Here is a 21,658-nt window from a genome sequence, read left to right as displayed (position 1 = left end):
CCAGTTACTCGGGGCAATGATCCGCCGCAATGCCACAACTCCGAGACCTTGTTAAGCCTGGTAAAGATCACATTCGTGAACGCGAACCGACCGGGCGAGAACCCGCAAATCCCTGAATGTGACTTACCTCACATGAAATACCGAAACCCCGCTATTTGGCGGCCCGGATCACATCGACGATCATCGGGCGGTAGTCAGGATGGGCCTGGGCCAGACGCTCCAGCGCATACGGGCCAGCCAGGCGAACGAGGGCTTAGGCGTGGCCGAGTTGCTCGGCGGCACGACCTCTAGCGGATCAAGGTCTGCGATACATCAGTACGCCACCCGCTGTACCTACTCCCCCCGACGACACGGCCAACGTCATCTCCGAAACCGGCGTCGTATCAGCGACGTGCCCGAGGGTGAGCGGGCGCTGCTCTGGCTGTACGGCATGGTCCGCCGCATGCTGGCCAACCAACGAAGAACTCGCCTCTCTTGAACCGGAAGCCGTTAAAAGACCGGTGTGACCGCGCGATCCTGGAGAGGTAGCGCCGCCCCACCCTGCAGGAAGCAATCGCGACAACTCCTGTCCCGGTTTTGGGGAGTGCCGAAACCCCAGGTCAGCTTTACTTTCCCGGCCATCGGGTGATCCTCTGCCCGAGTGGACCTTGACCAATTCTTTGCATTCGGACCCGAGGTGCCTTTCACCGCGAATCGGGTGTTCACCGATCGGGAGGAGTACATCCGGCGCAGTCGTTACCCAGAGGTCGTACGGCAGATCGAGAGAAGGTCGGCCGGGACGAGGCTGGAACGGATCGGCGCCGGTGACCTGATGGGCCACGTGTACCTGCACAACGCCCGGTTCCAGGAGGCGGCGGAGCTGTTCACCTAGGTCCTGGCCGAGGCGCGGCGGGCGGACGCGCCGCTCTGGGCGGCGCGGGCCGCGCGCCACCGGGCTCTTGCCTCCATGTGGTTCGATGCGGAGCTGACCCTTCGGACGGTTCCGGAGGCTCGTGAGCTCAACCAGTCGGTCGGGGAGGTCGTGGGGCTGGCCCAGTGCGACATGGCGGAGTCGATGGCCCGCGCCATGCGGGGAGAGTGGGCCGTCGCCACCCGCCTGCTCGGCGAGGCTCGCCGGACCTTCGAGGCCGTCGGCGCCTCCGCCGAACTGCTGCCCATCGACGTGGTCGAGGTCCTGCAACTCACCGCGCGAGGCCAGGACGGGCAGGCCCTGGCCATCACGGTCCGCCTCGCGGAGACGGCCGGAGCCGAGGAGGCTTTCCTGCCCGTGTGGGCGGCGGTCACCGCACTCTGGACCGGGCAGCCGGAACTGCACGACTTCACCCGGATAAGGTGGTTGGATCTTCCTGAAACGACACGGGAGCGGTGGATACAACCGCTTCATCGGCTGCGAGCGGGAGGCGGGTCATGAAGGTCTGCGGCCCGCTTGATGTCGGTGACAAACGGGGGCTCATCCCGACCGGCCGCGTACCGGAGGCCGAGATCGCCAAGGTGCGCGACGTGGCGCTCAAGAGTGCGGCGTTCGACGGTGTGGCCGGTCCGTACGATCCGGGGGCCACGGTGGTCTACGGTCGCCGGACGGCCGTCAAGGTCCAGCACCGCCTGCACGAACGCCTTGGCACCGCGCTGCGGATGGAGTCGATGCGTAAGGCCGCGGGGCTCAAGTTTCCGGCCCTGCTGGACGCGGGCACCGTGCGGACCCCGTCCGGACCTCGATGGTGGCTCGTCCTGGAAAGGATCGGCGGCTCACCCGGCGAACGTCCGACCCCCGCTCAGCAACGCGGCCTGGGCGAGCAGCTTCGCCGCTGGCACGGTGCCGCGGACCAGGGCGGGCTGCGCCTGGACGAGCCTGGCGCTCTCGGGGTGCTGCTCGGCTCCGCGCGCAACCTCGCGGCCCGCGACTATCCGGCCATCTCCCGGCTGTTCGACCAGGCATGCGCGGGACAGCCGATGGTGGCCATTCACGGGGATGTCGCGGTGGGACACAACGCCCTCTTCGAGGGGGACGATCTGCTGGCCGTCCTGAATCCCGGCGCGGTGGAGGTGGGGCCGCCCATGCTCGATCTCGCCTGGTGCCTGGCCGTCGACCTGCCGCGCGGCGCTCAGCCGCGCCGGCTGCTGGAGGGGTACGGCACCGACGCGGTCGACCAGGAGGCCCTCGATGCCGTACTGCCGCTGATGATCCTGCGCAGGTTGATCGACACCCAGGTGGAGGGCAGCGTCGAGGACTCCCAGTGGCTCGCGGCCTGGCTGTCCGCGAACGCCCCCGGCCTGCTGCCTCTGGCCTCGGCGCCGTGATCAGATGTTCAGCCCCGCGCGCTGGGCACATGCCCACGGGATCCACCGATCCCACACATTCGCCGGTACCGACAGGCGGGCGAGCAGCTCGGGTTCGTCGTCTCGCGCGTAGAAGCGGTTCAGCCCGTCGAACAGCGCGAGCGCGTATCCGGCCGCCAGCAGTTCCGGCTCCCAGTCCTGGTGGCTCGGCTCGGGTGAGCCCGGCACGGTCGCCTCGGCCACCACCACCCGGGGACGCCAGAAGCCCAGGTCGGCCGAGGCCAGCACCGCCGCCTCCCGCCCTTCCACATCCACCTTCAGCAGATCGAACCCCGGTGACGCGTACGCGACCAGGATCGACTCCAGGGTCACCACGGTGACCTCCAGCTCCGCCACGTCGGCGCCGCCTCGAACATGTTCTGCGGCGATCGCCGACTCCAAGGTGCTCAACCCGAGCATGTCCTCGGGGCTGCCCTCGGGCAGGATCCGGTAGAAGGTCGCCGTACCCGGCTCGGTGTCCACAGCGACCCGCAGGTTCACATCCTCCGGCCGCTGCCGCCGCAGCCGCTCGAACCGCTCGGGCAGCGGCTCGACGTTCACGCCCCGCCAGCCCAGCCGATCGACCAGGTTCTTCGTCAGTGACCCGCGAACCGGATCCCCCGCTCCGACATCCACAAAGAACCCCGCCCGACGATCGGCGAACGCCCGCACCAACACCACGTCCTCGGCATTCTGCCCGTACGCCACCAGCCGGAACCGCTCGTCGCCATGGCCCATCCCCCGATGTAAACCCCCGGTCGGCCTGCCGTACAGCCACCATCGACGACCACAGATCTGACCAGCCTTTATCGGTCGTGACAGGCAGGAACCCCGTCCTCCAGGACGCCGACCGCAAACAGGATCAGTCGGCGCCGCGGTCCAGCGCGTAGCGCAGGTAGAAGTCAGGCTTAGCCAGGTAGCGGCGCCAGTGGTCGACCTTCACGTGCTGCGTGGCGTCACTGACGCGGCCGGAGTGCCTGGCCACGTCCTCAGCGCGCTGATCGCTCCGGCGGCTACGGTGGCTGCAACGATGGGCCAGCTCGCAAAGAAAGACCCGATGCGCCGCCGCACCCTGCTGTCCGCCGCCGGACTCGCTGTCCCCGCTCATCTGCTGTCCAGACTCGATGACGCGCTGGCCGTGCTGCCGGCAACCTCCAGCCCTCCGCTACCCGCGCAGATCACCTCTCGCCTGGCACGGGCCCGCGCCGGCTTCGACACCGGCGATCTGGCCCGGCTTGTCGCCGAGCTGCCCGACATCCTCGCCCTGGCCCACGAAGCGGCGGAAGCACCAGAGGCGACGGCCGAGCGCGACCGCCCCGAGCACGCAGCAGGAGAGGCAGAAGAGCGCCAGCAGCGGCAGCAGCCAGGCGGTGACGATCCAGTACTGGAAGCTGAACGCCCCCCAGATCAGCGTCGGCAGCACCGCGCCCAGCACCGTCACCAGGGCAAGGGGCACGAGCCGCAGAACCAGCCTCGGCCGGCGCGCCGCGCGGCGTCGCGAGGCCCAGCGGCGCGCTCGGACAACCGCGGTGACCAGCAGTGCGACCATCCCCACCGTGAGCCCGAGCAGGACCGCGTTCACGACGGTGAGCGGGTTGCTCATCGGCGTTGCCGGTGCCCCGATCCGTTCGGCGAGAAGGTTGGTCGAGAGCAGGCTGGGATCGCCGCCGCTGTTGGTGAGGACGAGGGCGGCCACACCGGTCTTGGGCGAGAAGACCATGTCCCCGGTCCACGTCGCCAGTGTTCCGCCGTGGCCGATCACCGACGGCGGGGCGTCTGCTGCGACGGGGCGGGACTGCCAGCCGAGGGCGTAGTCGCCGGCCTTCGGCTGGACGGTGTGCGACTCGGCCAGGGAGCCGGCACTCAGCAGGTCCGCACCGAGGCTTCCCTGGTTGAACCTCAGCCACCGCACCATGTCGTCCAGAGTCGAGATCACCCCGCCGTTGCCGACGCAGAACCCCGGCATCTCCGGTGCCGCGACGGCGACCCCGAGAACGACCTCGTACCCGGACGGCAGGCCCTCGGCACGATCGGAACACCCCAGCGTCGAGCTGGTGCCGGTCATGCCCAGCGGCGTGAACAGCTCGGTGTGGAGGAAGGCGTCGAAGGACTTCCCCGACACCACCTCGACGATCCTCGCCGCGATCGAGTAGTTGGTGTTGTGGTACTCCGAGCGGGTGCCCGGATCGGCGGCCAGGGTCTTGTCGGCCAGCCCGGCCACGATTTCCTGCGCGCTGCGCGAAGGCGGGAACACGTACTCGTTGTTCGTGCTGTTCGACAGCCCCGAGGTGTGGCTGAGGATCTGGCGCACGGTGATCCCGGTGAAGCGCGGATCGGCCATCCTGAAGTCGGGCAGGATCTTGACGACCGGGTCGTCCAGGGAGACGCGGTCACGGTCGACCAGCAGCATGATCGCCGCCGCCGTCATCGACTTGCTCATCGACGCGATCCGGAACCGTGTCCGAGCCGTCACCGCGTTGCCGTCCCCGTCCCGGCCGCGGACGATCGTCTCGACCGACGACCCGTCGATCACGGCCGCCGCGACACCCGGCGTGCCGTAGACGGAGCGGTAGTCGTCGACCAGCCGTTCGCCGGTGGCATGGGCCGGTGCCGTCCAGCCGAGCAGCACGGCGACGAGCACACCGCCGAGGACGAGGAGGGAGGTCACCCGAGGAAAGCGCAGACGTAGGAAATGCACGACGTCGAACCTAGGCCGGGCGTCACCGGCCGACATCACCCCAAGGGGTGAGACGGCACCACCCGGCAGGATGGAATCTCAGTCAGGCAGATCGTTGCGACCCACAAGCCCGTTCTCGTACGCGTGGATCACCGCGTGCACGCGGTCGCGCAGGTTCAGTTTCTGCAGGACGGCCCGGACGTGCGACTTCACCGTGTTCTCGCTCAGCACCAGTTCCGCGCAGATCTCGCTGTTGGACCTGCCGCGGGCGAGCAGGCCGAAGATCTCGACCTCGCGTGGGGTGAGGCCGTCCAGGGCTGCCGTCCTCCGCATCGGCACCTGCCGTACGAGATCGAGGATCGTCGCGGCCACCCCCGGGGCCAGCGCCGACGTCCCGGAGGCGACGTCACACACGGCCTGGGCCAGGGCGGCGGGCCGGACGTCCTTGGTCAGGTAGCCGCTCGCGCCGGCCCGGATGGCGGCCACGACCAGTTCGTCATCATCGAAGGTCGTCAGCATGAGCACCCGGGCCGCCGGTGCGATCCTGACGATCTCCGCCGTGGCGGCGACCCCGTCCATGCGCGGCATGCGGATGTCCATCAGTACCACGTCCAGGCGGTGCCGCCGGACGACCTCGATCGCGTCGCTGCCGTTCGCGACGTCGTGGGTGACCTCGATGCGCTCGTCGGCCGACAGCACCGTACGGAGCGAGGCCCGCAACAGCTCCTGATCGTCGACGAGCATGACACGGATCCCGGTCACGAGACCTCCTTCGTCGGCCTCATGACCAAGGTGCTGTGCTTGCTGATTCCCTCACTTCGTTCGGTCATTCCCCTCCTTCGTGGGGAGCCGCGTCTGCAGCACCCACCCGTCGTCCCCGTCGTCGATCGACAGGGTGCCGCCGGCGGTACGCACACGTTCCTCGATCCCCATCAAGCCGGTCCCCGGGCTGCCGACGTCGCGAAGCGCCTTGCCGCCGTCGTCGCGCACCTCCACCACCACCTCGGCCGGGGTCCAGCGCAGGCGAACGGTCACCTCGACCGGTGGTTCGAGGTGGCGCAGCGCGTTGGTGATGCCCTCCTGCACGGTACGAACCGCCGCGACCTCGGCACTCAGGCTCAGTGGCCGTCGCTCACCCACCTCCGCGAACGTCACCGCATGGAGCGGGCTCGCCGCCGAGGCCACGAGGTCAGGGAGGGCATCGAGCGAGATCGGGACCTGTCTGGGCCGGGAGTCGGCGCGCGGCGCCACGGTGGCCGGGCCCAAGGTGGCCAGCATCGCTCGCAGACCTTGGTGGGCGTCCCGGCCGGCCTCGGCGATGTCGCCGAGTTCGCGGCGGGTCGCCGGATCCGCCGTCGTCACCGCCGCGGCATCGATCCGCGCGACCATGACGGTGACCGTGTGGGCGATCACGTCGTGCAGGTCGCGGCGGATGCCGGCCCGTGCGTCCGCGACCGCCGCGGCCAGTCGTTCGCTCTCGGCTCGTCGGCCGGCCTCGTGCCTGCGGCGTACCAGCAGGGCCGCAAGCCACACACCGCCGACCACGAGCATCAGCAGCCCGCCCTCGACCAGGCGGGTCCACCCAGGGATGTCAGGGGGCAGCCGGGCCCACGCCACCAGCTCGGTGAGGACGATCCCGAGTGCGGCGACGGCCAACGCAACCACCGAGGACCTGACCGAGACCCGGCTGGTCAGCCGCCACAACGTCAGGGGGAAGCACGCAGCCGAGGGCAGCATGGTCGGTGACCAACCCAGGGAGGGCGTCGTCACCAGGACGAGCATTGCCAGCGCGCCGATCGCGTACCCCACCCACGGCCGTCGATGGGCCACCACCGCTCCCACATGGAGCAGGACGGCAGCACCCGCCGCGGCGAAGATCTGCCACAGGTCCGCGCCGAGGTGCCGGACGCCCACCAGGATGATCGCCGTCAGGAGAGCCAGGACCACGTGCGCCACCACCGTCGTCGCCGGCCATGTGCTCCGGCGCTGGGAGGCTGTCACGGTCGTCGCCTTCCGGTGGGCTCGTGGTGGGGAGCCGTGCCTGGCTCGACGTGCCACAGGATAGCCAGCAGCGGTGCCAGGCGGTACGCGCGGCGGCGAGAATGCGACCGTACGTGGCGAAACAGATGACCGGATCGGTCAGGAATCGATCAGGAATCGAGAAGCGCAGGTCACGGAGCCGCACCTAGCCTGGTCGTCATGGACATCACCATTCACACGAGCTTCCTCCCGCATGACGACCCGGACGCGTCCCTTGCCTTCTACCGCGACGTCCTCGGCTTCGAGGTCCGCAACGATGTCGGACAGGGCAAGATGCGCTGGATCACGGTCGGCCCCGTCGGCCAGCCCAGCACGTCCATTCTCCTGGCGCCGCCGACCGCCGACCCCGGGCTCACCGAGGACGAGCGCCGCACCATCGCCGAGATGATGGCCAAGGGCACCTACGGCTGGATCCTGCTGGCCACCCGGGACCTCGACGGCACTTTCGGGAAGGTGCAGACCGGCGGCGCCGAGGTCGTCCAGGAGCCGACCGAGCAGCCGTACGGCATCCGCGACTGCGCCTTCCGCGATCCCGCGGGCAACATGGTCCGCATCCAGGAGCTTCGCTGAGCCGTCCGGTCATCGGACACCTCGCCGCCTACCTCGGCATGCGACCTGGGTGCTCGCGGACATCGACGAAAAGGAGTTCTCTCATGTGTCACCCCTCGTGGGGGCGCGCACGCGCCGAGGCGCAGCGCCTGGGCGACCTCGCGCGACTGCGCCGTGTCCGCGACCGGATCGACCGGGAGTACGCGCAGCCGCTGAACGTCGAGGCGCTCGCCCGCGGCGTGAACATGTCCGCCGGGCACCTCAGCCGCCAGTTCCGGCTGGCCTACGGCGAGTCGCCGTACGCGTACCTGATGACGCGTCGCATCGAGCGCGCGGCGGCGCTGCTGCGTCATGGCGACCTCAGCGTCACCGAGGTCTGCTTCGCGGTCGGCTGCTCATCGCTGGGCACCTTCAGCACCCGCTTCACCGAGCTGGTCGGCATGCCGCCCAGCGTCTACCGGCGCCGCGCGGCGGGCGTTGCGGCGGGGATGCCGCCGTGTGTGGCGAAACAGGTGACAAGACCGGTCAGGAATCAGGAAGCGCCGGTCATCGAGCCGCAACCAGCGTGACGGCCATGGCATCCATCGAATCCGTCACCCTCGACGTGGCCGACCCCGTGCAGGCGCCGTGCCCTTGCCAAGGACGTCGGCGTCTCTCCCGACGGCACCGGATCGCACCGGCTCATGATCGGTGGCGATGCCGGGCCTTTCACCGACCCGGACGGGTTCGCCGTCCACCACGGTGAGCATCGGCTTGCCAGGTTCGCACGGCACCGTGACGGTGAGCATCGGCTTGCCAGGTTCGCACGGCACCGTGACGGTGAGACGGAGCGGGACCTCCCGGCCGCGATCCGGCACAGAGGGACGCGCTACCTCCCGGTCGTGGTCCGGCCCGGCCAGTCACCGTACCGGGTCCCGCCGAGAATCGCGTCGCCGTCCGGCACCAGGGTCCCCTCGTCCAGCCCGGCTCCGAAGTAGCGCGCGTGCGGGTCGGTGACCACCTCACGCGGATCCTCCCAGGCGGCCAGGGCCTCGGTGAAGAACTCGTCCATCCGGAACCGCTCGGGCCCGGCGACCTCGACCCTCCCGTTCAACGGCGACCCCACCGAGACCCTGCCGACCACCTGGGCGACCTCGTCACCCGCGATGGGCTGGAAGAGCACGGGTGCCATCCGAACCGTGCCGCCGTCGGTGGCCGCGTCGGCGATGCTCCGGGCGAACTCGAAGAACTGCGTCGCGTGCACGATCGAGTACGGGATCGAGGAGTCCTCGATCAGCTTCTCCTGCGCGATCTTCGCCCGGAAGTAGCCGCTCTCGGGCAGCCGCTCAGTCCCCACCACCGACAGCGCGACGTGGTGGCCGACGCCTGCCGACGCCTCCGCGGCGAGCAGGTTGCGGGTGGAGGTCTCGAAGAACTCCAGTACCGCGGCGTCCTCGAAGGACGGGGAGTTCGACACGTCGATCACCACCTGCGCCCCGGCCAGCGCCTCGGCGAGTCCTTCGCCGGTGAGGGTGTTGACGCCGGTGCGCGGTGATGCCGCCACCGCCTCGTGGCCGTGCTCGCCGAGTTTCGTCACGAGCTTCGACCCGATCAGGCCGGTGCCGCCGATTACCACGATCTTCATGACAAGCCTTCCTGTCCTCTGGGGCATCCGTTGCCACCCGGTCGCCGGCTGGGACGGGGCGGCCCTCTGGCCTGTGACAGCTCCGGCGAGATTCCTCGGATTGCGGATCCCCGGCGCCGAGGTGTCACAAACCGCGACGCTGTCCCGCCTTTCGGTAAGGCGGATCCATGACGCGAGCCGGGAGGGGCAGCACCACCACCCCCTCAACCGGGCGAAACCGCCGTACCCCTGTGAAGCGCTCCGGCGTGGAAAACCCGCGGCACCCATGGATTCCTCGGGCGCGGGCACGATCCGGGGCATGGAAGTCCTCAGCAGCCGGATTCTCCTCCGCCCCGCCGACCCCGACCGCAGCCGCCGGTTCTACCGCGACGTGCTGGGCCTCGCGGTCTACCGCGAGTTCGGGCCGCCCGACGATCCGGGGGTGGTGTTCTTCCTCGGCCAGGGATTCCTGGAGGTCTCCGGGCGCTCCGAGGGCGCGTCCGGCCAGGCGGTCGGAATATGGCTCCAGGTCCGCGATGTCCGGGCCGAGCACGAACGGCTGGCCGCCCTGGGAGTCCAGGTGACCCGGGAGCCGCGGCAGGAGCCGTGGGGGCTCGTCGAGATGTGGGTCGAGGACCCCGACGGGACATCCGTCGTCCTCGTCGAGGTCCCCGATGACCACCCGCTCAGGCGCGACCAGCGGCCGTCCTGAGCACGACCGCCCCGGCCCCGGTGGCGACCGTCCTCTCCCCTGTTGCCACATAGTAGGTGTGGAAGTCGCTGACCGTAAGATTGTGGACACGCTGGTGGCCAGTGGTCCACTTCGCGACCTCCACGGCCTGGAGTTGGGTTCCAGCACTGGTCCGAACCCAGGCCTCAGGCTTGAGCTGAGTAGCCTGTACCCAGTCTCGTTGCTCGCTGACCCAGAAGGGGTGCTGGTCGGTCGTGATGACCATGCCGGTGGCGGTGCCCTTGTCGCCGTCGGTGTCGACGGTGATCTGCACGAGGTTCTTGGCGCCCTGGCTGGTGATGAGTGCGATGACGGGTTTCGCCGTTGTGGCGCCGGTCTCGGGGTCGGTGGCGATGACCTTGTCGCCGACCTTGATCTGTTCGATGGGTTTTTCGGTGGGCGCAGCCCGTGGGATCGGCGAGGGTGGCGTAGTCGCCCTGGGCCGCCCGGTCGAGGATGTGCGCGGCGGCCGAAAGCTGGGCCAGCCGGCCGGCGGGGCTCTCGTCGCGGCCTCGGTGCTGGATACACCGAGGCCGAAGGAGGGCGGACACCTCGCGTCGACTTCGTACGGCGGCCGGCTCGACGAGCACGCGATGCCTCCGCGCTGACCTCGGCGTGATCGACACGTGTTCGCGTGCAGTACGCGCAAGGCCACACCGTTGAGGTCCGGCGGGACTCAACGGTGTGGCCTTGTGTGTAGGGTCACGGTCTGTGTGTGGGGAGGGCGGCGGGTCACTACGCCGCGCTGTCGTTGCCGAGGACGCTTGCGGTGCCCGGGGGGCCGGTCGATGCCGGTCGATGCCGGCCGGTTGTGGGCACCGCTCCAGCGGGGCAAGATCATCGTTGATGATGCCCGTTGTCGGTCACCACTGGGCTTGCGGGCTCTAGAGGGCCAGGCGACGGCGTTCCAGGACCGCGGCCACGGCGTAGCCGCCGCCGCCCGCGATGGCCAGCACCGCATAAAGGCCGGGCGCGTCGAGGAAGAGGGAGGCGGCCGCGATCAGGGCGAGCCAGGTGCCCAGGCCGTAGTGCAGCATGTTGCGGTGCACGGCGCCCTCGGCGAGGTAGATCAGGCCGACCACGAGGACGGAGCCGGCGGCCAGAGCACGCTTTGCAGTTCGGGTGTGTCGTAGGCGGTGGTCAGGCCGGTGATGGCCAGGAACAGGGCGACGAAGCCGGTGACCCAGGAGAGGCCGGCCAGCTGGCCGGCGAGCGCTTCGGACTTGCCGGCGCCGCGCTGGGCGCGGATGCTCGCGCTCATGCTCTGGATCACGCCGGTCACGATGCCGGCGCCGAGCAGTGTGATGGGCAGCCAGCCGGGCAGGGAGAGCAGCGGGTCGGCGCCCTTGGAGAGCGCGGCCCCACCGTGTCCGAGCAGGTAGGCCAGCGTGAAGCTGAGGTAGGCGGAGCGGTTGTCGACCTCGCCCGTGGTGGGGGTCGCGGTGGCGGGGGTCGTGGTGGCGGGAGCCGGCGTGATGCGGGTGGTGGCGTTCATGGTGGAGACCTCCGAGGGATCTAGGATCTACTGGGGTGGGCGGTTCGGGGTGAGGTGTGCCAGCGAGGCCACGACATGCGGCACGAGCTGGGCTGTCCAGGAGAAGGTGCGGGTCACGGTGTGCTGGTGGGCCAGGCCGTGCAGGCCCAGCCACAGCGCGATCGTGTCGGCACCGGGGTCGGTGCTGGTCGAGTGCCCGGCGGCGGCGCAGTCGGTGAGGAGGTCGGCCAAAAGCCGCAGGATGAGCGCGTCGAGGTCGATCGGAGGGCGGGTCGAGCCGAACATGGCGCGGTAGCGGCGGGGGTGGGCGGCGGCGAAGTCGAGGTAGGCGTGGCCGGCGGCGTACAGGCGCTGTGGGGCGTCATCGTCTGTGATGGCCGCCTCAAGGCGGCGGGCCAGGTCAGCGAAGGCCGCAGCGACCACGGCGAGCAGGAGGGCCGGCTGGTCGGGGAAGTGCGGGTAGATCGAGGAGGTGGCGATCCCGGCCTCGCGGGCCACGGCCCGCAGGGTCACGGCGCGCTCGCCACCCCGGTCGAGCAGGCCGGTGGCCGCGGTCAGGATGTCGGCCCGCAGGCGGGCGCCTTGGCCCCGGCGGTTGCGTGCGCGCTCTGCCCGGCGGGCCGGTGGGGCGGCGACGGCGCGGCGCGCGGTCTCACGGTCCGGGGACGATGACGACCTTGCCCAGGACGGTCCGGGACTCGGCGAGCGCCAGGGCGGCGGCTGCGTCGGCGAGCGGGAGGCGTGCGGCGATCTGCGGGGTCACGGCGCCGGTGGCCACCAGGTGCAGTACCTGGGTGAGGTCGCTGCTCAGCCGGCGGCGGAAGGCGGCCAGGCGGCGCCGGCCGGCCCAGAAGTTGTAGAAGTGTGCGCTTTTGCCGTTGGGCAGGTAGTTCCATACCAGCAGTCGTGCGAACAGTTTGAGTACCGGCAGGGCGGCGTTGCCCTTGTCGTTCTTGCTGGAGGCCGTGCCGTAGTTGACCAGTGTGCCGCCTTTGCACAGCAGCTGCCATGACTGCACCAGCCCGGGTCCGCCGACGTGGTCGAAGACCGCGTCCACGCCTTCGGGGGCGAGGTTGCGGATCTGTTCGTACATGTTCGGGTGGCGGTAGTCGACGGGGGTGGCGCCCAGTTCGCGCACGCTCTGGTGGTGGCGTGCCGCGGCCGTGCCGATCACCGTGATCCCGGCGTGGCGGGCCAGTTGGACGAGGATGGAGCCGACACCGCCGTTGGCCCCCAGTACCACGATGGTCCCGCCGGAGCGGACCTTGGCCGTGCGGTGCAGCATCTGCCAGGCGGTGACGCCGTTGACGGCCACGGTCTCCGCGGCTGCCGCGTCCACCTCGTCTGGTACCGGTACCAGGTCTGCGGCTTCGACGAGCAGGTGGCTGGCCCATCCGCCGGTCTTGATGACGGCGGCGAAGCGGTGGCCTGTCAGCGTGGGGTCCACGCCGGGGCCGGTGGCGGTGACCGTGCCCACCACGTCGTAGCCCGGTACGAACGGGAAGGGCGGCTGGTCGTAGTACTTGCCCAGGCGCATCTGCTGCTCGGCGAAGGAGACGCCGGTGGCGTCCATGCGCAGGAGGACCTGTCCTTTGGTGGGGGGCGGAAGGTCGCGGGTCCGGGTTTGCAGGCCGTCTGGGTCGACTATGCCGGGCAGGACGATTTCCGTGGTGTGGGTGGCGACGGTGCTGTTCATGGCGTTTCCCTTTGAGGCTTCGCTTGTTTGCTTACGGTCGTAACGTAACAGCCGTAAGTCTAGCGGTGCAAGAGACGCCACCCATAAACTTCGCGATGTATGGTTACAGGGTGAAGAACATCGAACCGGCGCAGTCGGCCACCCCGGGACCCACCCGAAGGCGCAACCGCCGCGGCGAGGGGAGCAAGCTCCGCGACGAGATCATCGCCGCCACGGTGGAACTGCTCGACGAGGAAGGCGACGAACGCGCCATCACACTGCGCTCGGTCGCCCGCCGGATCGGGATCGCCGCCCCCTCGATCTACCCGCACTTCCCCGACCAGCCGGCCATCATGCTGGCCGTCGTGCGCCAGGAGTACGACCAGCTCGCCACAGCCCTGCGCGCGGCCGCGACGGGCGGTGGCCCAGACCCCCGGCAACGGCTGCTCGCCGCCTGCCGCGCCTACCTCGACCTGGCCCAGACCCATCCCGGGCGCTACCGCATCATGTTCGGCGGCCTGTGGTTGCCGAACCTGAGCGAAGGCTCGGTCACCGAAGAGGACATGATCGGGCTGGGTATGGAGGCCCTGCAGGTCTTCATCGACGCCCTCGACGACTGCGTCAGCGCGGGTCAGGCCACCAGCACCGATCTCTTCAGCGACGCGGTCGCGCTGTGGCTGGGCCTGCACGGCCTGGCCCACCAACGCGCCGTGCTGCGCTCCTTCCCATGGCCGGAGAACATCGCCGAACGCATCATCGGCGCGCTGGCACACCTCAAGGACACCTGAACCACCTCGCGGCGTGCAGGCGCAGGGACAGCACCCCGGCGGCGACCCGGGCCGCCGACCGGGTGCTCGCCACCGTCGGCGTCACGGCCGTGCTGCCCACCGTGCTGCCGACCGCGATGAACACCGCCGACCGCGACCGAACAGCCGGATGCTCTCGCCTCCGTGGCCGATGCCGATGCCGATGCCGCCATTCGACGGTGGTCTCACCGTCGATCGGCAGGTGCACGTCCACGATCCGCACAATCGCAAGATCTTCGTCTCGGACATCGTGACCGTGCTCCGTACGGTGCTGCTGCGAGTACGCGCCGCGCTGGGGCGCCTGGAGGGAAGGTGTGTGATCAGCGTTGGTGTCGCGGAGGCCATAAGCCGCCGGTCGCGCTCGCCGGCGGAGCAAGGGCAGCGGCTCCGTTCAGCCAGGCGGCGAGTTGCTCTCGGTCGATCAGCAGCAGGTCCGTTCCCACCGCACACTGTTTGGCCGGAGCGGTGAAGCGCGTCGTGGCGACGAGAACACCTCGGTGCCCGGGATAGGCATGGAGGGCACCGAGGAGGTTTCGGACCTCGGGCGAGCCGACAGATTTGGCCCAGCGCTTGCACTGAACGACGAAGAGGTCGCCGGTGGGAGCGGTCCCGATGACGTCGACACCGCCGTCACCGCTGCCGCCGACCCTGCGGACCTTGTGGAACCCGTCCCGCCGAAGCAGTGCCTCGACGAGTGACTCGAACTGAACGCCGGTCATCTGGTCGACGCGTTCGAGGTGGGCGTTGTCTCTCAGCCATTCCCGCTGCCGGGCGTCGATCGTTCGCTGCCGGAGCACGAGCAGGCCGACCAGCCCCGCCACCAGCACGACCGTAAGGCCGATGATCAGTGGCCAGTTGGCGACGACCAGGTCGATGAGCCAGCCTGCGACCGCCAGGAGGAAGACGACGGCGACCAGCCAGAGCAGCCAGTCCGCGTTGTCCTTGCGGCGGCGGGGTCTTCGTCTGGCCGGTGTACGTCGTCGGGTCATCGGCGGCCTCCGGGGGTGAGGTTGGGAGTATCCGTCGATGGTGACGACCAGGACCGACAGTTTTCGAGAACACCCCGAGGTTCGGCCCTTTTGGCGGAAGCGGCGAAAGCCGGTGGAAGCGACCACGGGCCCGGATAGCGGCCCATCCGGTCGGGGTCGGCGAACACCCGTCCGTCCCGGTTGGCGGCGCTCTGGTTGGCGATGAGCGTCGTGCCCGCCGGCAACCGTGCGTGCCGCCTTCCGTGCGGGAGCGAGGCCGCTCTACGGACGCTGAGGCCGGCTGCCGAGCTGCCAGACCTCCCATCCGGCGGCGAGCCACGGACCCGACTCGACGGCGTTGCGCACGTCCACCAGCACCCGGCGGCGTACCAGGTCGGCGGTGTCCGCGGGGAGCTTGGGGTCGGCGGTGAACTCCGGCCACTCGGTGGCGAGCACGACGAGATCGGCGTCCGCGATGGCCTGCTCGGCGGTGTCGGCGTAGCCGAGTTCGGGGTGCAGTTCGCGGGCGGCGGCGATGGCCTCGGGGTCGTAGACGACCGGTGTCGCGCCGCGTTCGGCCAGTTTCCCGGCCAGGCGCAGGGCGGGCGAGTCGCGTACGTCGCTGGTGCCGGCCTTGAACGCCGCTCCGAGGAACGCGATGGTACAGCCGTCGATCGGGCCGCCGTGCGCCTTCTCGATCAGCCTGATCGCCGCCGGGATCCGGTCGGCGTTGATCGATTCGACGGCCATCAGGAGCCCGTACGCGTTCCGCGCGCCCAGCTCGCCGACCCGGTGCGTGAAGGCCGCCACGTCCTTGGGCAGGCAACCGCCGCCGTAACCGATGCCCGGCCGCATCCCTTCGTGCCCGATCCGCCTGTCGGCGCCGATCGCATGGGCGACCGTGTTCACATCCGCCCCGACGAACTCGCACACCTCGGCTATCGCGTTGATGAACGAGATCTTGGTGGTCAGGAACGCGTTCGCGGCCGACTTGATCACCTCTGCCGTGGGCGGGTCCGTGAGGATCACCGCCACTCCATGGTCGAGGATCGGCGCGTACACCTCCTCGACCGCCTTGCGGGCCTGCGGGGAGGTCAGGCCGACCACGATCCGGTCGGGGAACAGTGAGTCCTGCACGGCATGGCCCTCGCGCAGGAACTCCGGGTTCCAGACCAACTCCACGCTCGAGATCCGCGCATCAGTGTCGATGATCTTCTGGAGCCGTTCGACGGTGCCGACCGTCACCGTGCTCTTGCCGACGATCGTGGCCGGCCTGCTCAGCAGCGGGACCAGCGACCGCATCGCGTCGATCACCTGGGCCATGTCGTAGCCGTGGCCGTCTTCGCGCAGCGGGGTGCCGACCGTGATGAAGTGCAGGTCGGCGAAGTCCACGGCCTCCCGCAGGTCGGCGGTGAAGCGGAGTCGGCCGGAGGAGGTGTGCCGGATCAGAAGGTCCTCGAAGCCCTCCTCGAAAAAGGGGGCGATGCCGTTGCCCAGGGCCTCGCACTTGTCCGGGTCCAACTCGACACCGATCACCTCATGGCCGATCTCGGCCATCGCGGTGGCGTGTGGAGCGCCAAGATGGCCGCACCCGATCACGGAAACTCGCATCACGCTCCTGTTCGTTGGACTTCCCGGGGTGCGCATGGGGTGCGCCCCAAGAAGTTATCGCGTATCGGGGTGCTGATTCAGCAGGCTTGTGAGATCAAGTCATGTCTAAAGGTTCATACGACTCCCTCCCCCAGTCACCCAGCGGGATCTGCGGACGCTCAGCGGCGTGCTGACCCGGGGCTGCGGCCACATGCGCGCCGCACCGCCACGCTCAGCGGCTCCGCGCACCCGCGGCAAGGGTGACTCCAGCCGGTAACGCCCGCCCACCTCGGCACGAAGACACTTTCACGCGACCAAGCAGGCATAACGCCATATATCTACCCATGCAGGGCGACGGCGACGTACCGCGAAACACGAACCGGTAACGACTCGTGCCCATGCGGTCACCGCCGCTTGACAGGAGGTCCCACTTGCCGTTTTATGCACTAAACCGACTTGTTAAGTAGGAATTAGGGAGTAATCAATGATGGTTCGCAGGCTCCGGGGGATGGCAGCGGCACTGGCCGCGGTCGCGGTGACAGCCCTCGCGGCGGCCTGCGGAGGAGGTGGGGGGTCCTCCGGCGGCGACACGGCGAAGACCGAGGTCCGCCTCGGTTTCTTCCCCAACATCACGCACTCCACGGCTCTGGTCGGGGTACAGAAGGGCTTCTTCGCCAAGGCGCTCGGCAGCGACGTGACGCTGAAGACCTCGACCTTCAACGCCGGACCGGCCGCGACCGAGGCGATCTTCTCCGACGCCATCGACGCGACCTACATCGGACCGAACCCGGCCATCAACGCCTGGTCGAAGTCCAAGGGCGAGGCCATCAAGATCGTCGCAGGCGCGGCGTCCGGTGGCGTGTTCCTCGTGGTCAAGCCCGGGATCAACGGCATCGAGGACCTCAAGGGCAAGAAGATCGCCACGCCTCAGCTCGGCAACACCCAGGACGTCGCGCTGCGCTACTGGCTCAAGGAGAAGGGGATCGAGACCGACACCAAGGGCGGCGGCGAGGTCTCGATCCTCCCCCAGGAGAACGCCCAGACCCTGCAGACCTTCGCCACCGGCGACATCGACGGCGCCTGGGTTCCCGAGCCCTTCGCGAGCCGCCTGGTCCAGGAGAGCAAGGGCAAGATCCTGCTCACCGAGGCCGACCTCTGGCCGAACAAGCAGTTCGTGATCACGCACCTGATCGTGCGGCAGCAGTTCCTCAAGGAGCACCCCGACCTGGTGAAGAAGCTGATCGAGGCGCACGTCGAGTCCAACGCCTACATCCAGTCGGACCCGGCGGGCGCCAAGGAGTCGGTCAACGCGGAGCTGAAGGAACTGAGCGGCAAACCGATCGCGCAGGCGGTCCTGGACAGCGCCTTCGGCAACATCACCTTCACCAACGACCCGATCGCGTCCTCCCTCGTCGGCAGCGCCGACCACGCCCAGAAGGTCGGCCTGCTCGACCCGGTGGACCTGAACGGCATCTACGACCTCACGATCCTCAACGAGGTCCTGGCGGCCAAGAGCCAGCCGGCGGTGAGCGACAAGTGATCGACCCCAGCGAGCCGGACGAGCCAAGCGGGCCAAGCGACCCGGGCGGGCCAAGCGACTCGGACGGGCCAAGCAGACCGAGCAGACCGAGCAACTCGGACGAGCCAAGCGGGCCAAGCGAGCCGGACGAGCCGGGCGATCTCGGCGCGGCGAGCAGGCAGCACAGGACGGAAGAGCCAAGGCGGCCCTCTCGGTCACGAGCCGGCGAGCCGCTGGTCAGGGAGGCGAAGTGACGGCTCCGATACAGGAGCTGCGCCCCGGCCGGACCGACGGGCACGAGCCCGCGGTCCGGCTGGGCGCGGTTTCCAAGGTGTACGGCAGGGAGCTCCTGGCCCTTGACCAGGTCACGCTTTCGGTGGACAGAGGCGAGTTCGTCTGCCTGCTGGGAGCGTCCGGCTGCGGCAAGAGCACGCTGCTCAACCTCGTCGCCGGCCTGGACCGCCCCACGGCCGGAGAGATCGACACCAGGGACGCCCGCATCGCGATGATGTTCCAGGAGCCCGCTCTGTTCCCCTGGCTCACGGTCTCGGGGAACATCGAGCTGGCGCTCCGGGTGACGAGCTCGGGCAGGAACACCACGAAGAAGGAGCGCCGCGCGCGGGCGGCGGAGCTCCTGGAGATCGTTCACCTCGCCGACTTCGGCGGCAAGCGCCCGCACGAGCTGTCCGGCGGCATGCGCCAACGGGTCGCGCTCGCCAGGGCCCTCGCCCAGGACACCGACGTGCTCCTCATGGACGAGCCCTTCGGCGCCCTCGACGCGATGACCCGTGACCTGCTCCACGACGAGCTGGAGCGGATCTGGCGGGAGCGGGAGCTGTCCGTCCTGTTCGTCACCCACAATGTGCGCGAGGCCGTACGGCTCGGCGACCGGGTCGTCCTGCTGAGCAGCAGGCCCGGCAAGGTGATCGAGGACTTCCCGGTGACGCTGCCGCGGCCACGCCGTACCGACTCCGCCGAAGTGGCCGAACCGGCCTCCACCATCACCGACAGGCTGCGCCAGGAGGTGCTGCGCCACGCCAAGCCGGCGGCGCGGCCGCCCGTCGGCGCCGGGATCGAGAAGTAGCGGGTGCCCAATGACTGCTGATCTTTCCCAGCACATCGCCGGTCTGGACGCGCTGGAGCTGTCCAACCGGGAGCGGCAGAGTCTGGCTTCGAGGCTCTGGGCCAGGAGCTGGCCGATGATCTCGGCGATCGTCCTCGTCCTCGCCGTCTGGGAGCTGGTCGTGCTCAGCGGGTGGCGCCCGGAGTACGTCCTCCCCGGCCCGGTGACCGTCCTGGCGGATCTGTGGAACCGCCTCGGTGAGGCCGAGTTCTACCAGGCCCTGGGCGTGACGATGCGCCGCGCGATCACCGGGTTCGCGATCGCGGTGCTGGTCGGGCTCGTGGTCGGCGCGGCCGTGTCGCGGGTCCGGCCCCTGCGGGCGGCGCTCGGCTCCCTGATCACGGGCCTGCAGACCATGCCCTCCATCGCGTGGTTCCCGCTGGCGATCCTGTTCTTCAAACTCAGCGAGAGCGCGATCCTGTTCGTGGTCGTCCTGGGGGCCGCGCCGTCGATCGCCAACGGGCTGATCGCCGGCGTGGACTACACCCCTCCGCTCCTGCTCCGTGCCGGGCACATCCTCGGCCTGCGGCGCCTGGCGCTCTATCGGCACGTCATCCTGCCCGCGTCGTTGCCGTCGTTCCTGTCGGGGCTCAAGCAGGGCTGGGCGTTCGCGTGGCGGTCCCTGATGGCGGGCGAGCTCCTCGTGATCATCGCTCACCAGACGTCGATCGGCGAACAGCTCGACAACGCCCGGGAACTCTCCGACGCGCCCGGCCTCCTCGCGACGATGATCGTGATTTTGGTCATCGGCATCGTCGTGGACATGTGTTTCGGCGCGGCCGACAACGCCCTCCGGCGTCGCTGGGGGCTCGACCAGCGCGTCGGCTGATCCGAACCTGGAACGCGCCGCCGCGCCGCGGGCCCCGTGCCCCGTGCCCGCGGAGCCGCTCGCACCGAAGGCCGGGCGCGCCGGTGGTTGAGCAGCTCGCTCAGGCCGTAGAGCCGCGCCGCGCGGAGGACTCGCCGTACACCCCGGGAGTACGGCGAGTCCTCCGGGGGTCAGGAGGCGGGTTTCTCGTCGGTCCAGCCGGCTTCGAGGATGGTCTGGGAGTGCCACACGGTGCCCGGCGCGAATCCGGCCTGCAGGCCGCCCGGCCGTACGACGACGCTGTCCCTGGCCAGTGCCCGCCCGGTCGCCTCGTCGAAGATCAGGCGGTTCCGCAGGATCCCCTCGCCGCCCTTGGCGTCCGCCTTCGCCCTGACCCGTTCCTCGATGGCGACGGCACTGCCGGTACGGCCCTCCGCGTCGACGACGTCACGGACGACCTCGATGGTCTCCAGATCGGCGAGCATCCGGAAGGCGGCACCGCGCACCTGCGGGGTGACCGGCATGTCGGTGATCAGCCCGACCGTGACGGCTCGTCCCCGGTCGTCCCGACGGTGCCGGAGATCCTGGAGCGGCTGCGCGACGTTCCCGGCGGCGCGGGACTGACCCGGGACGCGCTGACCCGGGCCGCGCTGGGCCGAGACCTCGGGTTGGGGGCCAGGCAGTCGCCGACCCAGGGGCGCCAGGCCTCGGGCGACGTCCCTGCGGGTCGCCTGGTAGCCCACCGGCGTCCGAGACGCTCCCGGGGCGGCGGGGTCCCAGGCCGCCGCCCCGGGAGCGGGTGCGGCTCAGGCCACGTCCGAGCTCAGATCGCCGTCGAAGACCTTGTCCAGGAAGCCCTCCAGGTTGACGACGGCTCGCATGATCCGTTCCTCGTTGCCGAGCGTCTCGAACCGCACGCCGAGCTCGGTCTTCTTCTTGTCCCGCACGTAGAGGGAGCAGGCCAGGTCGGCGCACATGTAGGTGCCGACCGTGTTGCCCTGGCGGCCCGCGGCGCCGACCCTGGGTGCGACGAACAGGGAGATCCCGGTGCCGGCGTGGGGTGTCACGCAGATCGAGCAGACCGTGCTCTTGGCGTAGCTCCTGCGCACATCCCGGGTGAGGCGCAGGGTGACGCCGACGAGCTCGCCGCGTCGCTCGGTGACCAGGTAGCCGCGGTCGGGCGCGCCGGGGTCGAGCCAGCCCAGGAAGTCAAGGTCGGCCCAGGGGATCTCCGACAGGCCCCTGGGCAGGTTGATCCTGCGCGCCTCCCCCTTGGAGCAGTTGACGAAGGATCCGCGTATCTCCTTCTCACCGACCGGAATCATGACTCACCTACTGTTGATCGACGCGTCTACTGGGCCCTGCCTGCGCGACCTGTGCCTCCGTCGGGGAGGGACAGGGCTCGGGCGACGCCGGCGAGCAAGCGTCCGGCCCCTGCCGGATCACCGTCTTTCCGGGCATCCAGCGCCGACCACTATCTCAGTGCGACATCAGTGACGTCGAATGCTTTTTCCCTAGATGCCGGTAGATCTACCAGGAGTTTCAGGACGGCGAGGACGCGGACCTGCCCGCGCCGCCACCACCATGCTCCTGGTCGGCGGGCACGCCCTGCTGCCCCTGGGCGTCGACCTGCCGTTCCGGGTGGGGTCCACCCCGGGCCTCCGGTCCGATCCTCTCCGAAGGCCCCTGTTCGCCGTACGGGCACTGCGGGGCGACGGGCGGGGACTTGTCAGCTTTTATCCGCACAGAGCACTACGCT

General features: G+C 69.6%; 28 protein-coding genes. 11 read left to right on the top strand and 17 right to left on the bottom strand.

What is annotated here, in order from left to right; all coding sequences use genetic code 11:
- Window positions 1-697 precede the first annotated feature (697 nt).
- The 3 genes from OIE13_RS34130 (at window position 698) to OIE13_RS34120 (ending at window position 2,298) form a co-directional block, all read left to right on the top strand.
- On the top strand, window positions 698-871 hold the full coding sequence (locus OIE13_RS34130; protein ID WP_326645282.1) for a hypothetical protein: 174 nt from the start codon (window positions 698-700) through the stop codon (window positions 869-871).
- 75 nt (window positions 872-946) lie between these two features.
- Window positions 947-1,411: a hypothetical protein gene (locus tag OIE13_RS34125; RefSeq protein WP_326829245.1), complete on the top strand. Its 465-nt coding sequence runs from the start codon at window positions 947-949 to the stop codon at window positions 1,409-1,411.
- Window positions 1,408-2,298, top strand: coding sequence for a phosphotransferase enzyme family protein (locus tag OIE13_RS34120; RefSeq protein WP_326829244.1), 891 nt, complete (start codon window positions 1,408-1,410; stop codon window positions 2,296-2,298). The genes OIE13_RS34125 and OIE13_RS34120 overlap by 4 nt, the downstream gene beginning before the upstream one ends.
- On the opposite strand, the gene OIE13_RS34115 is transcribed toward OIE13_RS34120, so the two are convergent.
- The 5 genes from OIE13_RS34115 to OIE13_RS34095 all read right to left on the bottom strand — a co-directional run bounded on the left by OIE13_RS34115 (window position 2,299) and on the right by OIE13_RS34095 (window position 6,994).
- Window positions 2,299-3,054 (bottom strand): FkbM family methyltransferase, encoded by a 756-nt coding sequence (locus tag OIE13_RS34115; RefSeq protein ID WP_326829243.1) that lies wholly within the window; start codon window positions 3,052-3,054, stop codon window positions 2,299-2,301.
- A 124-nt stretch (window positions 3,055-3,178) separates the two neighbouring features.
- Window positions 3,179-3,424 carry a hypothetical protein gene (locus tag OIE13_RS34110; RefSeq protein ID WP_326645289.1) on the bottom strand — a complete coding sequence of 82 codons (246 nt, stop codon included), beginning with the start codon at window positions 3,422-3,424 and terminating at the stop codon, window positions 3,179-3,181.
- Between the two features lie 57 nt (window positions 3,425-3,481).
- Window positions 3,482-5,014, bottom strand: a complete 1,533-nt coding sequence (locus tag OIE13_RS34105) for a serine hydrolase domain-containing protein (protein WP_326829242.1) — start codon at window positions 5,012-5,014, stop codon at window positions 3,482-3,484.
- 78 nt (window positions 5,015-5,092) lie between these two features.
- On the bottom strand, window positions 5,093-5,755 hold the full coding sequence (locus OIE13_RS34100; RefSeq protein WP_326645291.1) for a response regulator transcription factor: 663 nt from the start codon (window positions 5,753-5,755) through the stop codon (window positions 5,093-5,095).
- A gap of 51 nt (window positions 5,756-5,806) precedes the next feature.
- Window positions 5,807-6,994 (bottom strand): sensor histidine kinase, encoded by a 1,188-nt coding sequence (locus tag OIE13_RS34095; protein WP_326829241.1) that lies wholly within the window; start codon window positions 6,992-6,994, stop codon window positions 5,807-5,809.
- Between the two features lie 198 nt (window positions 6,995-7,192).
- Here OIE13_RS34095 and OIE13_RS34090 point away from each other — a divergent pair, with 198 nt between their 5' ends.
- Complete coding sequence (locus OIE13_RS34090) at window positions 7,193-7,603, top strand: VOC family protein (protein WP_326645295.1); 411 nt, start codon at window positions 7,193-7,195, stop codon at window positions 7,601-7,603.
- Between the two features lie 83 nt (window positions 7,604-7,686).
- Entirely contained in the window at window positions 7,687-8,151 is a 465-nt protein-coding gene (locus OIE13_RS34085) for a helix-turn-helix transcriptional regulator (RefSeq protein ID WP_326645297.1), read from the top strand.
- Window positions 8,152-8,450: 299 nt separating this feature from the next.
- Here OIE13_RS34085 and OIE13_RS34075 read toward each other — a convergent pair whose 3' ends face one another.
- Window positions 8,451-9,206: an SDR family oxidoreductase gene (locus OIE13_RS34075; RefSeq protein ID WP_326829240.1), complete on the bottom strand. Its 756-nt coding sequence runs from the start codon at window positions 9,204-9,206 to the stop codon at window positions 8,451-8,453.
- Between the two features lie 298 nt (window positions 9,207-9,504).
- Between OIE13_RS34075 and OIE13_RS34070 the strand changes: the two genes are divergently transcribed.
- Window positions 9,505-9,897: a VOC family protein gene (locus OIE13_RS34070; protein WP_326645300.1), complete on the top strand. Its 393-nt coding sequence runs from the start codon at window positions 9,505-9,507 to the stop codon at window positions 9,895-9,897.
- Here the strand turns inward: OIE13_RS34070 and OIE13_RS34065 are convergent.
- Window positions 9,872-10,270 carry a polymorphic toxin-type HINT domain-containing protein gene (locus tag OIE13_RS34065; RefSeq protein WP_326830330.1) on the bottom strand — a complete coding sequence of 133 codons (399 nt, stop codon included), beginning with the start codon at window positions 10,268-10,270 and terminating at the stop codon, window positions 9,872-9,874. The two genes, OIE13_RS34070 and OIE13_RS34065, sit on opposite strands and share 26 nt — an antisense overlap.
- Between OIE13_RS34065 and OIE13_RS34060 the strand changes: the two genes are divergently transcribed.
- Complete coding sequence (locus OIE13_RS34060) at window positions 10,224-10,523, top strand: hypothetical protein (protein ID WP_326647134.1); 300 nt, start codon at window positions 10,224-10,226, stop codon at window positions 10,521-10,523. The genes OIE13_RS34065 and OIE13_RS34060 overlap by 47 nt on opposite strands.
- A 276-nt stretch (window positions 10,524-10,799) precedes the next feature.
- On the opposite strand, the gene OIE13_RS34055 is transcribed toward OIE13_RS34060, so the two are convergent.
- The 4 genes from OIE13_RS34055 to OIE13_RS34040 form a co-directional block, all read right to left on the bottom strand.
- Complete coding sequence (locus OIE13_RS34055; RefSeq protein ID WP_326829239.1) at window positions 10,800-10,997, bottom strand: hypothetical protein; 198 nt, start codon at window positions 10,995-10,997, stop codon at window positions 10,800-10,802.
- Window positions 10,985-11,410, bottom strand: a complete 426-nt coding sequence (locus OIE13_RS34050) for a hypothetical protein (protein WP_326829238.1) — start codon at window positions 11,408-11,410, stop codon at window positions 10,985-10,987. Before OIE13_RS34050 ends, OIE13_RS34055 begins: the two co-directional genes overlap by 13 nt.
- Before the next feature lie 27 nt (window positions 11,411-11,437).
- The gene (locus OIE13_RS34045; protein WP_326646913.1) at window positions 11,438-11,983 is read right to left on the bottom strand and encodes a TetR/AcrR family transcriptional regulator; all 546 of its coding nucleotides are present in this window, start codon (window positions 11,981-11,983) and stop codon (window positions 11,438-11,440) included.
- A 79-nt stretch (window positions 11,984-12,062) separates the two neighbouring features.
- Entirely contained in the window at window positions 12,063-13,106 is a 1,044-nt protein-coding gene (locus tag OIE13_RS34040) for a medium chain dehydrogenase/reductase family protein (RefSeq protein ID WP_326645304.1), read from the bottom strand.
- Window positions 13,107-13,216: 110 nt separating this feature from the next.
- On the opposite strand from OIE13_RS34040, the gene OIE13_RS34035 reads away from it, so the two are divergent.
- Window positions 13,217-13,873 (top strand): TetR/AcrR family transcriptional regulator, encoded by a 657-nt coding sequence (locus OIE13_RS34035; RefSeq protein WP_326645306.1) that lies wholly within the window; start codon window positions 13,217-13,219, stop codon window positions 13,871-13,873.
- Here the strand turns inward: OIE13_RS34035 and OIE13_RS34030 are convergent.
- From OIE13_RS34030 to OIE13_RS34020, 3 genes are all read right to left on the bottom strand, one after another.
- Window positions 13,860-14,114 carry a hypothetical protein gene (locus OIE13_RS34030; protein WP_326829237.1) on the bottom strand — a complete coding sequence of 85 codons (255 nt, stop codon included), beginning with the start codon at window positions 14,112-14,114 and terminating at the stop codon, window positions 13,860-13,862. The genes OIE13_RS34035 and OIE13_RS34030 overlap by 14 nt on opposite strands.
- A gap of 97 nt (window positions 14,115-14,211) precedes the next feature.
- Window positions 14,212-14,880, bottom strand: a complete 669-nt coding sequence (locus OIE13_RS34025; protein WP_326645310.1) for a restriction endonuclease — start codon at window positions 14,878-14,880, stop codon at window positions 14,212-14,214.
- A 261-nt stretch (window positions 14,881-15,141) separates the two neighbouring features.
- Window positions 15,142-16,470: a UDP-glucose dehydrogenase family protein gene (locus OIE13_RS34020; RefSeq protein ID WP_326645312.1), complete on the bottom strand. Its 1,329-nt coding sequence runs from the start codon at window positions 16,468-16,470 to the stop codon at window positions 15,142-15,144.
- A gap of 487 nt (window positions 16,471-16,957) precedes the next feature.
- On the opposite strand from OIE13_RS34020, the gene OIE13_RS34015 reads away from it, so the two are divergent.
- From OIE13_RS34015 to OIE13_RS34005, 3 genes are all read left to right on the top strand, one after another.
- Complete coding sequence (locus OIE13_RS34015) at window positions 16,958-17,989, top strand: ABC transporter substrate-binding protein (RefSeq protein WP_326645313.1); 1,032 nt, start codon at window positions 16,958-16,960, stop codon at window positions 17,987-17,989.
- A gap of 229 nt (window positions 17,990-18,218) precedes the next feature.
- On the top strand, window positions 18,219-19,052 hold the full coding sequence (locus OIE13_RS34010) for an ABC transporter ATP-binding protein (protein WP_326829236.1): 834 nt from the start codon (window positions 18,219-18,221) through the stop codon (window positions 19,050-19,052).
- Window positions 19,053-19,062: 10 nt separating this feature from the next.
- Window positions 19,063-19,920, top strand: coding sequence for an ABC transporter permease (locus tag OIE13_RS34005; RefSeq protein ID WP_326645316.1), 858 nt, complete (start codon window positions 19,063-19,065; stop codon window positions 19,918-19,920).
- 170 nt (window positions 19,921-20,090) lie between these two features.
- Here the strand turns inward: OIE13_RS34005 and OIE13_RS34000 are convergent, their stop codons facing one another.
- The 3 genes from OIE13_RS34000 to OIE13_RS33990 form a co-directional block, all read right to left on the bottom strand.
- Window positions 20,091-20,642 (bottom strand): hypothetical protein, encoded by a 552-nt coding sequence (locus OIE13_RS34000; protein ID WP_326645318.1) that lies wholly within the window; start codon window positions 20,640-20,642, stop codon window positions 20,091-20,093.
- Between the two features lie 63 nt (window positions 20,643-20,705).
- Window positions 20,706-21,224, bottom strand: coding sequence for an FBP domain-containing protein (locus OIE13_RS33995; protein ID WP_326645320.1), 519 nt, complete (start codon window positions 21,222-21,224; stop codon window positions 20,706-20,708).
- A gap of 217 nt (window positions 21,225-21,441) precedes the next feature.
- The gene (locus OIE13_RS33990; protein WP_326645322.1) at window positions 21,442-21,645 is read right to left on the bottom strand and encodes a hypothetical protein; all 204 of its coding nucleotides are present in this window, start codon (window positions 21,643-21,645) and stop codon (window positions 21,442-21,444) included.
- Window positions 21,646-21,658 lie beyond the last annotated feature (13 nt).

Source organism: Streptosporangium sp. NBC_01810, from assembly GCF_035917355.1.
In the GTDB taxonomy this organism is placed as follows: domain Bacteria; phylum Actinomycetota; class Actinomycetes; order Streptosporangiales; family Streptosporangiaceae; genus Streptosporangium.
This window is presented reverse-complemented; position numbering and strand designations above follow the sequence as displayed.